The organism is Mycobacterium shinjukuense, from assembly GCF_010730055.1.
GTDB classification, from domain to species: domain Bacteria; phylum Actinomycetota; class Actinomycetes; order Mycobacteriales; family Mycobacteriaceae; genus Mycobacterium; species Mycobacterium shinjukuense.
The window spans coordinates 4,266,384-4,281,032 of sequence record NZ_AP022575.1; the positions used below are offsets into that span (position 1 = coordinate 4,266,384).

General features: G+C 66.0%; 14 protein-coding genes and 1 pseudogene. 7 read left to right on the forward strand and 8 right to left on the reverse strand.

Going from position 1 to position 14,649, the window contains the following annotated elements; genetic code table 11:
* The 4 genes and pseudogenes from G6N20_RS19325 to G6N20_RS19335 all read left to right on the forward strand — a co-directional run bounded on the left by G6N20_RS19325 (position 1) and on the right by G6N20_RS19335 (position 3,970).
* Positions 1-783, forward strand: coding sequence for an SDR family oxidoreductase (locus tag G6N20_RS19325; RefSeq protein WP_083047187.1), 783 nt, complete (start codon positions 1-3; stop codon positions 781-783).
* Entirely contained in the window at positions 783-1,937 is a 1,155-nt protein-coding gene (locus G6N20_RS19330; RefSeq protein WP_083047185.1) for a sulfotransferase family protein, read from the forward strand. Before G6N20_RS19325 ends, G6N20_RS19330 begins: the two co-directional genes overlap by 1 nt.
* A gap of 86 nt (positions 1,938-2,023) precedes the next feature.
* A pseudogene (locus G6N20_RS22325) lies at positions 2,024-2,557 on the forward strand (PPE family protein); the annotation flags it as partial.
* Positions 2,546-3,970, forward strand: a complete 1,425-nt coding sequence (locus tag G6N20_RS19335; RefSeq protein ID WP_408632569.1) for a beta strand repeat-containing protein — start codon at positions 2,546-2,548, stop codon at positions 3,968-3,970. The pseudogene G6N20_RS22325 and the gene G6N20_RS19335, both read left to right, overlap by 12 nt.
* 11 nt (positions 3,971-3,981) lie before the next feature.
* Here the strand turns inward: G6N20_RS19335 and G6N20_RS19340 are convergent, their stop codons facing one another.
* Together G6N20_RS19340 and kshA are read right to left on the reverse strand one after the other, a co-directional pair.
* A complete protein-coding gene (locus tag G6N20_RS19340) occupies positions 3,982-4,431 on the reverse strand; it encodes a hypothetical protein (RefSeq protein WP_083047181.1) in 450 nt (149 codons plus the stop codon).
* A 5-nt stretch (positions 4,432-4,436) separates the two neighbouring features.
* The gene (gene kshA / locus G6N20_RS19345) at positions 4,437-5,597 is read right to left on the reverse strand and encodes a 3-ketosteroid-9-alpha-hydroxylase subunit KshA (protein WP_083047179.1); all 1,161 of its coding nucleotides are present in this window, start codon (positions 5,595-5,597) and stop codon (positions 4,437-4,439) included.
* 114 nt (positions 5,598-5,711) lie between these two features.
* Here kshA and G6N20_RS19350 point away from each other — a divergent pair, with 114 nt between their 5' ends.
* Positions 5,712-6,236 (forward strand): gamma carbonic anhydrase family protein, encoded by a 525-nt coding sequence (locus tag G6N20_RS19350; protein WP_083047177.1) that lies wholly within the window; start codon positions 5,712-5,714, stop codon positions 6,234-6,236.
* Between the two features lie 82 nt (positions 6,237-6,318).
* On the opposite strand, the gene G6N20_RS19355 is transcribed toward G6N20_RS19350, so the two are convergent.
* Genes G6N20_RS19355 through G6N20_RS19370 form a run of 4 tightly spaced genes read right to left on the reverse strand, consistent with a single transcriptional unit; the run spans position 6,319 to position 10,439 of the window.
* Complete coding sequence (locus G6N20_RS19355; protein WP_083047175.1) at positions 6,319-7,188, reverse strand: TIGR03619 family F420-dependent LLM class oxidoreductase; 870 nt, start codon at positions 7,186-7,188, stop codon at positions 6,319-6,321.
* A complete protein-coding gene (locus G6N20_RS19360; RefSeq protein ID WP_083047173.1) occupies positions 7,185-8,369 on the reverse strand; it encodes a thiolase domain-containing protein in 1,185 nt (394 codons plus the stop codon). The genes G6N20_RS19355 and G6N20_RS19360 overlap by 4 nt, the downstream gene beginning before the upstream one ends.
* Positions 8,369-9,433 (reverse strand): thiolase domain-containing protein, encoded by a 1,065-nt coding sequence (locus tag G6N20_RS19365; RefSeq protein WP_083047171.1) that lies wholly within the window; start codon positions 9,431-9,433, stop codon positions 8,369-8,371. The genes G6N20_RS19360 and G6N20_RS19365 overlap by 1 nt, the downstream gene beginning before the upstream one ends.
* Before the next feature lie 13 nt (positions 9,434-9,446).
* Entirely contained in the window at positions 9,447-10,439 is a 993-nt protein-coding gene (locus tag G6N20_RS19370; protein WP_083047169.1) for a Zn-ribbon domain-containing OB-fold protein, read from the reverse strand.
* Positions 10,440-10,485: 46 nt separating this feature from the next.
* On the opposite strand from G6N20_RS19370, the gene G6N20_RS19375 reads away from it, so the two are divergent.
* The gene (locus G6N20_RS19375; RefSeq protein ID WP_083047167.1) at positions 10,486-11,517 is read left to right on the forward strand and encodes an LLM class F420-dependent oxidoreductase; all 1,032 of its coding nucleotides are present in this window, start codon (positions 10,486-10,488) and stop codon (positions 11,515-11,517) included.
* Positions 11,518-11,736: 219 nt separating this feature from the next.
* Here G6N20_RS19375 and G6N20_RS19380 read toward each other — a convergent pair whose 3' ends face one another.
* Entirely contained in the window at positions 11,737-12,456 is a 720-nt protein-coding gene (locus G6N20_RS19380) for an acetoacetate decarboxylase family protein (RefSeq protein WP_083047165.1), read from the reverse strand.
* A gap of 28 nt (positions 12,457-12,484) precedes the next feature.
* Between G6N20_RS19380 and G6N20_RS19385 the strand changes: the two genes are divergently transcribed.
* Complete coding sequence (locus tag G6N20_RS19385; RefSeq protein ID WP_142271970.1) at positions 12,485-13,687, forward strand: cytochrome P450; 1,203 nt, start codon at positions 12,485-12,487, stop codon at positions 13,685-13,687.
* A gap of 38 nt (positions 13,688-13,725) precedes the next feature.
* On the opposite strand, the gene G6N20_RS19390 is transcribed toward G6N20_RS19385, so the two are convergent.
* Positions 13,726-14,565 carry a type IV toxin-antitoxin system AbiEi family antitoxin gene (locus tag G6N20_RS19390; protein ID WP_083047161.1) on the reverse strand — a complete coding sequence of 280 codons (840 nt, stop codon included), beginning with the start codon at positions 14,563-14,565 and terminating at the stop codon, positions 13,726-13,728.
* Between the last annotated feature and the right edge of the window lie 84 nt (positions 14,566-14,649).

A 14,649-nucleotide genomic window follows, 5' to 3' on the forward strand; every position in this document is an offset into this window, starting at 1 on the left:
ATGTCCGGGATGCTCAAGCGCAAGGTGGTCGTCATCAGTGGCGTCGGACCGGGGCTGGGCACCACACTGGCGCACCGATGTGCGCGCGACGGCGCGGATCTGGTGCTGGCGGCCCGCACCGCCGAGCGCCTCGACGACGTCGCCAAGCAGATCATCGACTCCGGCCGGCGGGCGGTTGCGGTGCGCACCGACATCACCGACGACGACGATGTCAGCAACCTTGTGCAGGCCACCCTGGCGGCGTACGGCAGGGCCGATGTGCTGATCAACAACGCGTTTCGGGTACCATCGATGAAACCGTTGGCCAACACTGCATTTCAGCACATCCGGGACGCGATCGAGCTCAGCGCGTTGGGGGCGCTGCGACTCATCCAGGCCTTTACGCCCGCGCTCGCGGAGTCTCACGGCGCGATCGTCAACGTCAACTCCATGGTGATCCGGCACTCGCAGCCGAAATACGGCGCCTACAAGATGGCCAAGTCCGTGCTGCTGGCCATGTCACAGTCGCTGGCCACCGAACTGGGCGAGCACGGGATTCGCGTCAATTCCGTTGCACCCGGCTATATCTGGGGTGACACGCTAAAAGGCTACTTCGAGCATCAGGCCGGTAAATACGGCACAACGGTGGATCAGATCTACCAAGCCACGGCGGCTAAATCCGACCTCAAGCGACTGCCCACCGAGGACGAGGTGGCATCGGCGATTCTCTTCCTGGCCAGCGACCTGTCCAGCGGCATCACCGGGCAGACGCTGGATGTCAACTGCGGGGAGTACCACAGCTGATGAGCCGGCGCCCCGATCGGAAAGATGTAGCCAGCGTCGACGAACTGCACGCGTCGGCCACCAAGCTGGTGGGCCTCGATGATTTCGGCAACGACGACGACAACTACCGCGAAGCGCTGGCGGTGCTGTTGGATTCCTATCGGCGGGAAGCCGGGCTTACCGTGTTGGGCAGCAAGATGAACCGGTTCTTTTTGCGCGGTGCGCTGGTGGCGCGGCTGCTGTCTCAGGCCGCCTGGAAGCAATATCCGCAGCACGCCGACGTCGTGATCGAACGGCCGATCTTCGTCACCGGCCTGGTGCGCACCGGCACCACCGCGTTGCACCGGCTACTGGGCGCCGACCCGGCGCATCAGGGCCTGCACATGTGGCTGGCCGAATTTCCGCAGCCGCGTCCCCCTCGGGAGACCTGGGAGTCAAACCCGTTGTACCGCAGACTCGATGAGCAGTTCACCCGGCACCACGCGGAGAATCCCGCATACACCGGCCTGCATTTCATGGCCGCCTATGAGCTGGAGGAATGCTGGCAGCTGCTGCGGCAGTCGCTGCACTCGGTGTCGTATGAGACGTTGGCCCATGTGCCCAGCTACGCGGAGTGGCTGTCGCGCCAGGACTGGACGCCGTCATACCGGCGGCACCGCAAAAACCTTCAGTTGATCGGGCTCAACGACGCCGGCAAGCGGTGGGTGCTGAAGAACCCCAGCCATCTGTTCGCGCTGGACGCGCTGATGGCGACCTATCCCGACGCGCTGGTGATTCAGACGCATCGGCCGGTGGAGACGATCATGGCCTCGATGTGCTCGCTGGCCCAGCACACCACACACGGATGGTCGACGACCTTCGTCGGCGCCCAGATCGGTGCCGACGCCATGGACACCTGGTCGCGCGGCCTGGCACGGTTCAATACCGCACGGGCCAAATACGATCCGGCCCAGTTCTACGACGTCGACTATCGGGATCTGGTCGCCGATCCGATCGGGACGGTGGCCGACATCTACCGGCACTTCGGCCTGACGCTCACCGACGAGGCGCGTCAGGCCATGGCGGCTGCGCACGCCGAGAGCCGCACCGGCGCGCGGGCACCGAAGCATACCTATTCGCTGGCCGACTACGGGCTGACCGCCGAAGTGGTCAAGGAGCGGTTCGCCGGGCTGTAACGGTCGGCGGGTTTTGTCGATTTGCTACATCGTGGGCACCGACGTGGTAAACGTTGCCGAAGGCCCGCTGGGAGGGACGGTGTGTGATGAACTTTTCGGTGTTGCCGCCGGAGATCAATTCCGTGCGGATGTTTGTCGGTGCGGGGTCGGCGCCGATGTTGCAGGCGTCGGTGGCCTGGCAGGGGCTGGCCGATGAGTTGGGGTCGGCGGCGGCCTCCTTCGGGTCGGTGACCTCGGGTTTGGCGGGTCAGGTGTGGCAGGGGGCGGCGGCGGAGGCGATGGCGGCCGCGGCGGCGCCGTATGCGGGGTGGTTAAGCGCGGCGGCGGCGCACGCCCACGGGGCGGCGGGTCAGGCGCGGGCGGTGGCCGGTGTGTTTGAGGCCGCGCGGGCCGCGACGGTGCATCCACTGGTGGTGGCGGCCAACCGCAACGCGTTTGTGCAGTTGGTGATGTCGAATGTGCTGGGGCAAAACGCGCCGGCAATCGCGGCCGCCGAGGCCCTCTATGAGGAGATGTGGGCCGCGGATGTGGCCGCGATGTTCAGCTATTACTCGGGGGCCTCAGCGGCGGCCGCGGCTTTGACGCCGTGGCAGCAGCTGCTGCAAGCCGTGCCGGGCCTGGCAGGTGTCAATTTGGGCATCGGCAACATCGGCAGCCTCAACCTGGGCAGCGGCAACATCGGTGACGGCAACTTTGGCATAGGCAACGTCGGCAGCGGCAACATTGGCAGCGGAAACAGCTTCTCCAACAACAACTTTGGCAGTGGAAACCGAGGCAACCCGGCGAATCCGAGTCAGGGCAACATCGGCTTCGGAAACTTCGGCAGCAATAACATCGGCTTTGGCAACTCCACCGCCCTCGCCAATGGCGCCCAAGGCAATGTGGGCGCGGGCAACCGCGGCAGCTTCAACTGGGGCGCCGGCAACCTCGGCGACTCGAACATCGGGGCCGGAAACTTTGGCAACAACAACGTCGGTTTTGGGAACTCGGGCATCTCCAACTTCCCCGGGATCGCGGCGGGCAGCAACAACATGGGCTTCGGCAACGCCGGGAACGGCAACGTCGGTGTCGGCAATGCGGGCACCAACAACCAGGGCGCGGCGAACACCGGCGTCGGAAACATCGGCTTCGGCAACACCGGCAACAACAACGTCGGCATCGGTCTTACCGGCGACAATCAGATGGGCGTCAACCTGGCCGGGCTGCTCAACTCGGGCAACGGGAACATCGGGTTGTTCAACTCCGGCAACGGAAACATCGGCTTCTTCAACTCCGGCGACGGCAACATCGGCATCGGGAACTCCGGGTTCCACAACTTCGGCGTCGCCAACACCGGCAACATCCACACCGGCATCGGGAACTCGGGCGCGATCAACACCGGCTTGTTCAACTCGGGCGCGCGAGACACCGGCTTGTTCAACTCGGGCAACCAAGACTTCGGGCTCTTCAACTCGAACCAGTTTGACTTCGGCATTGGTAACTCGGGCCAGTCGAGCTTTGGCGCGTTCAACTCCGGCGGTATCAACACCGGCTTTTTCAATGGCGGTGCCTTCAACACGGGTGACTTCAACGGCGGCAGGTCCAACACCGGCTGGGGGAACTCTGGCAACCTCAACACCGGCGCCTTCGACTCGGGCAACCTCAACACGGGCTTTGGCAGCACGACCAACCAACCGGGCCCGAACTCGGGCTTCGGCAACACGGGGACGAACAACTCTGGCTTCTTCAACACGGGCAACCCGGGTGCGAATAACGGCAACTCGGGCTTCTCGAACGCCAACGTCGGGGGCAACGGAGTCTCCGGCATCCGCAACTTCGGCTTCTTCAATGCGGGCTTTGGGAACAATTCGGGGGTGACTGGCAATCTCGTCGGGTTGTTCAACACCGGAGGCAACAGCAGCGCAGGCATCCAAAACAGCGGCCTGGTCCTCGGCTCGGGCATCTTCAACTCGGGCATGTTCAACTCGGGTGCCTTCAACATGGGGGGCATGAACAAGTCGGGCTTCTTCAACGTGAACCCGGGTTGGCCCTGAGCCGGCTGGACTCAACTGGGCATGGCGTCCAGGTAGCCTTCGGCCACCGCGTGTTCGATGCTGTCGGTCAGCCGAGGGCAGGCCCGGGTGCGGGCGCTATCCCCGCCGGCGGCCCGCACCTCGGTGAAGTACGCACAGCGCCGCGATGCTTCGGTATTCCATTGCACCGCAGTATGACCCGGCCCGAGCCGCTTGACCATCACGGTGACGTGGCAAAAGCGGCAATCCACCGGCTGCAGCCCCGCCGTGAGATAACGGTCGCGGTCGGCGCGGCTGGCTGCCCGGACCGCCGCGGCGCGTTGCGGGTCGTTGGTGAAATCCCCGGACTTCGACCAGGGCCCGGGAACTGAGTCACCGTCGGGGCGGTGCCGATCTTCATGATCGTGATGGTCACCGTGCAACGACACCATCGACCGGGCTAGCCGATCGACGTCGGGGACCGGGTGATCCGACGGGTTCATGTCGGTCAGCGTTGCTGGGCTGGCACGTCGTCGGGAACTTCCCTTGCCTTGAGGTTCTTTTCGACTTCGGCGTTCCAGAATTCGTTGGCCCGCGTGGTGTCCACCTCGATCTCGAAGCGCTCCACCATCTCCGGTTTGATGTCGGCGACATCGACATAAAACTGCTCATACCAGCGGCGCATCTGGTAGACGGCGCCGTCTTCCTCGACCAGCAGCGGGTTGTCGATCCGGGTCTTGTGCTTCCAGATCTCGACGTCCTGCAGGAAGCCCTTGCTAACCCCTTCGGTGAACACTCGAGACAGCTTGTCGGTCATCTCTTCGCTCATGCCCTTGGGCTTTTCGACGATGACACCCCACTGCAGCACGAACGAATTCTGGGTCACCGGGTAGTGGCAGTTGATCAGGATCGACTCCGCCTTGTAGTTGCCGTATCTGTTGTGCAGCCAGTTGATCATGAACGACGGACCGAAGTAAGACGCCTCCGAATCCAGGTGCGCTTCGCCGTATGCGGAGCCCAGATCGTCGACGTCGGGCCGGCCGACGTTGTGCAGATACTGCGAGGCGATGTGGCCCTCAAAGACGTTCTTGAAGTAGGTCGGCAAACCGAAATGGATGTAGAAGAAATGCGCCATATCGGTCACGTTGTCGATGATGTCACGGCAGTTGGACCCTTCGATGAGGATGCGGTTCCACCGCCAATCGGTCCATTCGTCGCTGAACGCCTCGGGAATCTCGGGGATCCTGACGGCCGGGTCCGGCGGGTTGCCCTCGTGGTCGTGCCAGACAAACAGCAGGCCGCCGCGCACATCGGTGGCCCAGGAGCGGGTGCGCGCCATTCGGGGTGTGCGCTTGGCATAGGGGACCAACTTGCAGCGGCCGTCGCCGCCCCATCGCCAATCGTGGAACGGGCAGGCCACCTCGTCGCCCTTGATGGTGCCCATGGATAGGTCGCCGCCCATGTGCCGGCAGTAGCCGTCCAGCACCTTCAGGTCCCCGTGCGAGTCGGCGAACACCACCAGCTTGGTGCCGAATGCCTGCACGCCGTGCGGCTTCCCGTCCAGAAACTCCTCGGCCACCCCCAGGCAGTGCCAGCCGCGCGCATATCTGGTGGGCAACGCGCCGGCATCGATCTCCCGGACGCCGACGGCGCTCGTGTCGGTACTCACCCTGTCACCTCCAGATCGTCAGCCCTAACTAGAACACGTTACAGTTTTTGGGTAGATGGGCGCAACGACGGCGAGCCTGGCCACGGTATATGCACGCTGCGGTATATGTAGACAATGCCGTTGTTTGCTTTCGAGGGCCGAACGCCCAAGATCGACCCCACCGCCTTTGTGGCCCCGACCGCCACCCTGATCGGTGACGTCACCGTCGAAGCGGGGGCGTCGGTGTGGTTCAACGCCGTGCTACGCGGTGACTACGCGCCGATCGTGCTGCGCGAGGGCGCCAACGTGCAGGACGGCGCGGTGTTGCACGCGCCGCCGGGCATCCCGGTCGACATCGGCCCCGGGGCGACGGTGGCGCATCTGTGTGTCATCCACGGGGTCCACGTGGGGGCCGAGGCGCTGATCGCCAACCACGCCACGGTGCTCGACGGCGCGGTGATCGGGGCTCGCTGCATGGTGGCGGCGGGCGCATTGGTGGTGGCCGGCACCCAGATCCCGGCCGGGATGCTGGTGACCGGGGCGCCGGCCAAGGTGAAGGGTCCGATCGAAGGAACCGGCGCGGAAATGTGGGTCAACCTCAACCCGCAGGCCTATCGCGACCTGGCGCAGCGGCACCTGGCCGGCCTACAGCCCGCGTAGCCGTCGCCGAGCGTGCATCCTACGACGTCGAATCGGCGTGTCGCGTCGCGGATTTCACAGTCAGCGGGAGGGTGGCGCCTGGTCAGCCCGCGTGGATGTAGGTGTCGGCGAAGCGTTTCAACGAGTCTTGCTTCTCGTCTAGCGGCGCGTCAAACCCCAGGCCGTCCAGAATCCACGGCACCACGATGTTGTCGGTGACCCCAATGTCGGCGAGCTCGCGGTGACCGTCCACCCCGAACTTGTCGACGCAGACCGCCTGGACCTCAAACGGTTGGTCGGCGCGGCCGTATTCGGCGCGCAAGGTGCGCAATTTACCGATGGTTTCGGCCAGCTGCGCGGCGGTCATCATCGCGCTGGCCCAGCCATCGCCCACCCGGGCCGCTCGCCGCAGCGCCGCCTCGGTGTGACCGCCGATGTAAAACGGCACCGGCTGGCTGGGCGCCGGGCTCATCTGCAGCCGGTCGAAATCGAAGAACTCGCCGTGAAACTCCACCATGCCGCCGCCCAGCACCAGCTTGATCACCTCGATCATCTCGTCGACCCGCGCGCCGCGGCGCTGGTAAGGCGCCCCGCACCATGTGAATTCCTCTGGCGCCCAGCCGATCCCGACGCCAAAGCCGAATCGGTTGTTGGTCAGGTTGGCCACCGAGCCGACCTGGCGTGCCAGCAGCAGCGGATTGCGGGAGCCGAGCTTGAGCACGCTGGTGTAAAACCGCAGCGTCGAGGTGACGGCACCCATCGCGGCGGCGGCGATCAACGGGTCCACCCAGGGCGTGTTCTCGTCCCACATCCGCGACCCGTCGGGGGTGTACGGATAGTCCGCGGCCGCCTTCTCCATGAAAAACAGCGAATCGGGCAATGCGATCGAGTCGAACCCGACGTCCTCGGCTGTCTTGGCGAGGCTGATCAGCTGGTCCAGCGGGCACATCGCGATGCTGCAGGTGTATTTCATCCGACCACTTCCTTGGGCTTGTCGCTGCCGACCACCCACATGGAGAAGTATTGCGAGCCACCACCGTAGGCGTGCCCCAGGGCCTTCCGTGCATTGGGAACCTGATGATCCCCGGCCTTGCCCATCACCTGGATCGCCGCCTCGGCGAACCGAATAAGGCCGGACGCGCCGATCGGGTTTGAGCACAGCACACCGCCGGACGGGTTCACCGGCAACCGTCCGCCGATCGCGGTCTCGCCCGCTTCGGTGAGCTTCCAGCCCTCGCCTTCGGGGGCAAACCCGAGGTTTTCCAACCACATTGGCTCGAACCAGGAGAACGGCACGTAGATCTCGGCGGCGTCAATCTCATCGATCGGGCTGGCGATGCCCGCCGCCGTCCACAGCGCCGCCGCGGCGTCGCGGCCGGCCCGCGGGTTGACCTGGTCGCGGCCGGCGTAGGCCAGCGGCTCGGTGCGCAGCGCGGTGGCGTGAATCCAGGCCACCGGATGTCCGTGCGCCAGCCGCTGATCGGCGACCTCTTCGTTGCCGATGACGACGGCGCAGGCGCCGTCCGACGATGGGCAGGTCTCGTCGTAGCGGATCGGATCCCACAGCATGGGTGAGGCCATCACCTTCTCGACGGTGATGTCGGGCTGCTGCAGATGCGCGAGCGGGTTACGGGCCCCGTTGAGCCGGTCCTTGACGGCCACCAGTGCGCCGATGTGCGCCGGCGCCCCGGATCGGCGGATGTAGGCCCGCACGTGCGGAGCGAAGTAGCCGCCGGCGCCGGCGCCGACCGGCTTGATGAAGGGAACCGGAATCGACAGCGCCCACATGGCATTGGATTCCGACTGCTTCTCCCAGGCCATCGCCAGCACTCGACGGTGCTTGCCCGACTGGACCAGGCTGGCGGCTACCACAGCCGTGGAGCCGCCGACTGAACCCGCTGTGTGCACCCGGATCAGCGGCTTGCCGGTGGCCCCCAGGGCGTCGGCCATGAACAACTCGGGCATCATGACGCCCTCGAAGAAGTCGGGTGCCTTGCCCACCACGACGGCGTCGATGTCGTCGAAGGTGGACCCTGAATCGTCCAGCGCACGGTCGATGGCCTCGCGCACCAGGCCGTTCATCGAAACATCATGGCGCTTGGCGACATACCTAGTCTGCCCGGTGCCCAACACCGCGGCGAGCTGTCCGGCCACTAGTCGTCCCCTTCCATGACCGCGACCAAGTTCTGCTGTAGCGCCGGCCCGCTGGTGGCGTGCGCCAGCACACGTCGCGCCGACCCGTCCCAGATATGTTGTGCGGCGAAGCCGATACGCTCCAAGCCGGCGACAAACATCGGGTTGGCCGCCAGCGCGCCGCCGGACGGATTGGTTTTGGTGGCCCCCGGAATCCGGATGGCGTCGGCGAGAATCAGGTGTTGGTGGGTGAACGGCGCATGAATCTCGGCGACGTCGAGGTTGCTGGTGTTTCCGCCGCTGGCCGCCCTGGCCGCCGCCGCGGTCGAGGGCGACTCGGTGAGGTCGCGCACCCCCAGGGCCGGCGATTCGATGCGGTGCTCGATTCCAGTGATCCAGGCTGGGCTTTCCCGCAGTTCGCGGGCGCGGCCGTCGACGGCCAGCACGATGGCCGCGGCGCCGTCAGTGATCGGCGCGATGTCATGTCGGCGCAGCGGGTCGGCGAAAAACGGCCGGTCGAGCAAGTCGTCGATGGTGATCGGCGGCTCCACCGAGTCCACCCGACGTGCGTTGGAAAAGGAATCGAATGCCACACGCGCCATTTGCAATTCGTTCCACTTGCCGGAGTCGAGCCCCATGCGGGCCTGCAATCCGGCGATCGACACCGAGTCCGGCCACAGCGGCGCAACCGTGTAGGGGTCGGTCTGCCGCGACAAGACACGACGTAGTGTGCCCGCAGAGGACTTGCCGAAGCCGTACACCAGCGCGGTGTCCACCTCGCCGGTCAGCAGCTTGATGTAGGCCTCGTATAGGGCCCACGCGGCGTCCATCTCCACGTGCGACTCGTTGATCGGCGGCACGGCGCCGATCGAGTCGATCGCCGAGATGAAGGAAAACGCCCGCCCGGCAAGGTAATCCGAAGAGCCGGAACACCAGAAGCCGATGTCGGCCTTGGTGATGTTCAGGTCTTTATAGAGTTGGGCGAAGCACGGCATCAACATCTCGACACCGTTGGTGGTGCCGTCGGTGCGGCGCACATGGGGGGCGTGGGCAAAACCGACCACCGCGACCTTGCGATCGTTCATGTGTATTGAGCCTTCACAGGTGGTGTTGGTAGGTATCGTAGTCGGCGTCGGGTTCCCCGGTGGGCCGGAAGTATTCGATGTTGTCGATGCCGAATCCCCACTGCTCGCGTGGTTTCCACACCGCCTCGACACGCATGCCCATCCGGACCTGATGCGCGTCGACGTCGGAAACCAGGTGCAGGAACGGGATATCAGCGCCGTCGAGCAACACGTAGGCCGCGACATAGGGCGGCTTGATGCGCTGGCCCATGAACGGGATGTTGATGACCGCGAACGTCGTGACCGTGCCCTTGTTCGGCAGCTCGACGAACTCGGTGGTGGGTTGACCGGTTGCCGGGTCGGCGCCATGCGGTGGGAAGTAGACCTTGCCGGTCTTTCCGGTTCTGGCGCCCAAGAGTTTTCCCTCGGCAAGGGCCCGCAGGTAGGCGCTCTCCTCGTGGGAGGCGGAGTGTTGAATGGTCAGCTCGATGGGCGTGACGATCATGCTGACCGGTTCCCGGTCGGCGGGCGGCGTCGGCACCGACTCGGCCCGCTCGCCGAGCGCGAAGTAGGCGATGTCGGTGATGGCGCCGACCGGTTCGTCGGCCCAGTGGGCGTGCACCCGGGCGCCGGACGTGATCGCCTCGGGGGTGCCGGCATCCACCGCGTGCAGCAGCGCGGTGTCGGCGCCGTCGAGCTTGATCAGCGCCCAGGCGAACGGGCGATCCAACGGTTGGCCTTCCAGCGGCGCCGGCTGCCAGGCCCAGGAGGCGACGGTGCCGACATCCGACACCGGTACCATCTCGTGCAGCGGTTCACAGGTAATCGGGTCGTACTCCGCCGGTGGCACATGGACCCGGCCATCCGACCCGCGTACGCCCACAATGCGCCGTTCGCGCAGCGCGGTGAAGAACTGGCCAAGCGTGGGACCCACCGAACGGGTGTAGTCGAAGGACAACGTCAACGGCGCGGAGAGGGGCGGCTCGGGGTGATCGATCAGGGTTGGTCCGCTCGAACTGGCTGTCACGGCTTCGAGTAGAACAGGTTCTAAGAATCGTTTCAAGGAGGCAGGGATGAAGCTGGGTCTACAGCTGGGGTACTGGGGCGCCCAGCCGCCGGAGAACGCCGGGGAGCTTGTCGCCGCGGCCGAAGACGCCGGGTTCGACGCCGTCTTCACCGCCGAGGCGTGGGGATCGGACGCGTACACACCGCTGGCCTGGTGGGGCTCGTCGACGCGGCGGGTGCGGCTGGGCACGTCGGTGGTTCAGTTGTCGGCGCGCACCCCGACGGCATGCGCGATGGCCGCGTTGACTTTGGATCACCTGTCCGGTGGCCGGCACATTCTGGGGCTCGGCGTGTCCGGCCCCCAGGTGGTCGAGGGGTGGTACGGTCAGCCGTTTCCCAAGCCGCTGGCCCGCACCCGGGAATACATCGACATCGTCCGCCAGGTGTGGGCCCGCGAGCGGCCGGTGACCAGCGACGGCCCACACTACCCGTTGCCGCTGACGGGTTCCGGGACGACCGGCCTGGGCAAGGCTTTGAAATCCATTACTCATCCGCTGCGCGCCGACATCCCGATCATGCTGGGCGCCGAGGGGCCCAAGAACGTCGCGCTGGCCGCCGAGATCTGCGACGGGTGGCTGCCCATCTTTTATTCACCGCGGATGGCCGGCATGTACAACGCGTGGCTGGATGAGGGGTTCGCCCGGCCCGGAGCGCGGCGCAGCCGCGAGGACTTTGAGATCTGCGCGACCGCGCAGATCGTCGTCACCGAGGACCGGGTGGCGGCGTTCGCCGGGATCAAGCCGTACCTGGCGCTCTACATGGGCGGCATGGGCGCCGAGGACACCAACTTCCACGCCGACGTCTATCGCCGGATGGGGTATGCGGAGGTGGTCGACGAGGTCACCACGCTGTTCCGGTCGGGGCACAAGGACCAGGCCGCCGCGGTGATCCCGGACGAGCTGGTCGACGACGCCGTGATCGTCGGTGACCGCGACCACGTGCGCAAGCAGATCGCGGCCTGGGAGGCCGCCGGCGTCACCATGATGGTGGTGTCGGCGCGCAGCGTTGAGCAGGTCCGAGATCTTGCTGCGCTGATCTAACGGTGCGCTGGTCACGGCGCGCCGGGGTCCGACACGAGGGTGCTACCCGGCAAGCGCTGTGGCCGGCTAGCCGGGCGGGACGGGGTTGCCGTTGGTGCCGGCGGCGCCGGGGTTGCCGGCGGCGCGGCCGGTGCCGGGGTTGCCGGCGGCGCGGCCGGTGCCGGGGTTGCCGGCGGTATCGCGATCCGGTCATCACGTCCGGCGCTTTGACCCCGTGGCTCAGATCACCCGAGCGTCGCCGAAGGTCATCTCCACATTGGCGGCCGACTGTGACGCCAGGGCTCGCTTGGGCAGGCCCAGCGAGGCCAGTTCGTGGGCGTAGGGATGGTCGCCCAGCCGTATCCGGGCGCCCCCCGGTCGTGCCCGCATGCCCGATACCCGCATCTCCCAGGGGATCTCCCGGGTGACGCCATCTCGGTGGGAGTAGGTTTTCAACACGTGCGACTCGTGCGACCTCAACGAGGGCACCGGCAGACCGGGACGGAACTCCATCGCGGCGATCAGCCGCCCGCCGGCGCTGACGTCGAACCCGAACTTGCGGCCCTCTGCGACGGTGAAGTCCGCCATGATCTTCGGGAAGCCCCAGATGGTGCGGCCGGCCTCGAGGGTGAACTGCTGATCCACCGGCAGGTGATGGATGAACGCGGCGGCTTGGGTGAGGGCTTTGGGCCCGCGGACTCGGGTCCCGGGCGGGTTCACCATGACCGCGGTGCCGTATTCGTGGTATTGCCCCAGGTCCCCGTCGACATAACGCACCAGCATCTGCATCACGATCGCCCTGCCGGGCAGGTGTTCGCACACCCGCAGCCCGCTGTACTCGATGAGGCGTTGTGCGGCTGCGGCCGAGACCGAGAACATCGCGGAATGCAGGTTTGCCGTGCGGATGCGCACCGGCATGGTGAGCACCGTGCCGGCGATGGTGTGCTGCGAGACGGGCATGACGCTCACTGTAGTTCGGAGGATTGCCATGGCTGAAGCTCCCGACATCGACTTGGCCGACGGCACCTTCTACGCCAGCCGTGCGGCGCGCGCGGCGTACCGCTGGATGCGGGCCCACCAGCCGGTGTTCCGGGACCGCAACGGGCTGGCCGCGGCGTCGACGTACCAGGCGGTGATCGACGCCGAACGACAGCCCGAGCTGTTCTCCAACGCCGGCGGCATCCGGCCCGACCAGCCCGCCATGCCGATGATGATCGACATGGACGATCCCGCACATCTGTTGCGGCGCAAGCTCGTTAACGCCGGCTTTACCCGCAAGCGGGTGAAGGACAGGGAGGCGTCGATCGCGGCGTTGTGCGACACGCTGATCGACGCGGTGTGCGAACGCGGCGAGTGCGACTTCGTGCGGGACCTGGCCGCGCCGCTGCCGATGGCCGTGATCGGTGACATGCTCGGGGTGCGCCCGGAGCAGCGGGACATGTTTCTGCGATGGTCCGACGATCTGGTGACGTTTCTGAGTTCACATGTGTCCCAAGAGGATTTCCAAGTCACCATGGACGCGTTCGCGGCCTACAACGAGTTCACCCGGGCCACTATCGCCGCGCGCCGTGCCGAGCCCACCGACGACTTGGTCAGCGTGCTGGTTGGTTCGGAGGTCGACGGGGAACGGTTGAGCGACGACGAGTTGGTCATGGAGACGCTGCTGATCCTGATCGGCGGAGACGAGACCACCCGGCACACGTTGAGCGGGGGTACCGAGCAGCTGCTGCGCAACCGCGACCAGTGGGACCTGCTGCGGCGCGATCCGTCGTCGCTGGTTGGTGCGGTTGAGGAGATGCTGCGGTGGACTTCGCCGGTGAAGAACATGTGCCGGGTGTTGACCGCTGACACCGAGTTTCACGGCACGGCTTTGCGCGCGGGCGAAAAGATGATGCTGCTGTTCGAGTCGGCGAACTTCGACGAAGCGGTGTTCTCCGATCCTGAGACGTTTGATATTCAGCGAAACCCGAACAACCACTTGGCATTCGGGTTCGGAACCCATTTCTGCCTGGGCAATCAGCTGGCCCGCTTGGAGCTGTCGTTGATGACGGCGCGCGTGCTGCAGCGGCTGCCGGACCTGCGGTTAGGCTCCGCTGACGCGGAGCTGCCGTTGCGGCCGGCGAACTTCGTCAGCGGTCTGGAGTCGATGCCGGTGGTGTTCACCCCGACGGCGCCGGTGCGCCGAACGTGAACTCAGGGCGGAAATCCGGCCCGATTTCCGCCCTGAGTTCACGTTCGGCGCTGCCAGGCCGCTGAAACCCGGCCGATGATGCCGCCCGGCGTGTCCTCGACCGTCACCCGTACGTCGATCCACCCGAGCTCGGTCAATGCTTCGGCACGCCTGATGTCCTTGTTGAATATCCTGCGGTCGGTCCGATGTTGGTCGCCCTCGTAGTCCACTCCGACTTTGATGTCCTCCCAACCCATGTCAACGACGGCGACCAGCTGACCGTATTCGTCATAAACCGGGATCTGGGTCTGCGGCCGCGGAAACCCCGCGTCGATCAGCAGCAGCCGCAGCCAGGTTTCGCGGGGCGACTCCGCTCCGGGATCGACGAGCGTTAAGGCGCGTCTGGCACGCCTGATGTTGCGGCGTCCCGGATAGAGATCGGCGAGCATTTCGGCTTCGGCCAGCTTGAGATCTGTCGCGCGGGCGAGCGCGTCGATAGCCGCAACGGCCTTGCCGACGGGATAGCGGCAGGCGAGGTCGAGGGCGGTGCGTGCCGGCGTGGTCGTGTTCATGCCGTCGATCAGTTGGATCTCGTCGTCGGCGACTCGGTCCGACCAGGTGCGAATGCCGACCGGCGGACGACGGTGTTCGTAGAGCAGCACGGCCGCGCTGCGTGGGTCGACCCACTTCGCGCCGTGCATCGCCGACGCCGATTGTCCGGCGATCACGCCGCGCCGCCGAGACCACAGCCAAGCGGCGCAAGCGCTCCGCCTCGCGGTCAGGTCGGTGCCAGGGGAGACGTAGACGTCGGGATGGATCGCGACGTATCGGCTTCGCAGCCGATGCCGCGTCAGTGCGCCGGAGGCGATCGCTTCGCTGCCAAGGAACGGTTCGACCACGACCGCAGTGTGCCGTCGTCCACTGACATCGGCGCCCAACGTGAACTGAGGGCGGGATTTCGGCAAAAATCCCGCCCTCAGTTC

Coding starts and splice junctions, on each gene's coding strand:
- G6N20_RS19325 (WP_083047187.1), top strand. CDS start 1: ATGTCCGGGATGCTCAAGCGCAAGGTGGTCGTCATCAGTGGCGTCGGA.
- G6N20_RS19330 (WP_083047185.1), top strand. CDS start 783: ATGAGCCGGCGCCCCGATCGGAAAGATGTAGCCAGCGTCGACGAACTG.
- G6N20_RS19340 (WP_083047181.1), bottom strand. CDS start 4,431: ATGAACCCGTCGGATCACCCGGTCCCCGACGTCGATCGGCTAGCCCGG.
- G6N20_RS19350 (WP_083047177.1), top strand. CDS start 5,712: ATGCCGTTGTTTGCTTTCGAGGGCCGAACGCCCAAGATCGACCCCACC.
- G6N20_RS19355 (WP_083047175.1), bottom strand. CDS start 7,188: ATGAAATACACCTGCAGCATCGCGATGTGCCCGCTGGACCAGCTGATC.
- G6N20_RS19365 (WP_083047171.1), bottom strand. CDS start 9,433: ATGAACGATCGCAAGGTCGCGGTGGTCGGTTTTGCCCACGCCCCCCAT.
- G6N20_RS19375 (WP_083047167.1), top strand. CDS start 10,486: ATGAAGCTGGGTCTACAGCTGGGGTACTGGGGCGCCCAGCCGCCGGAG.
- G6N20_RS19380 (WP_083047165.1), bottom strand. CDS start 12,456: ATGCCCGTCTCGCAGCACACCATCGCCGGCACGGTGCTCACCATGCCG.
- G6N20_RS19385 (WP_142271970.1), top strand. CDS start 12,485: ATGGCTGAAGCTCCCGACATCGACTTGGCCGACGGCACCTTCTACGCC.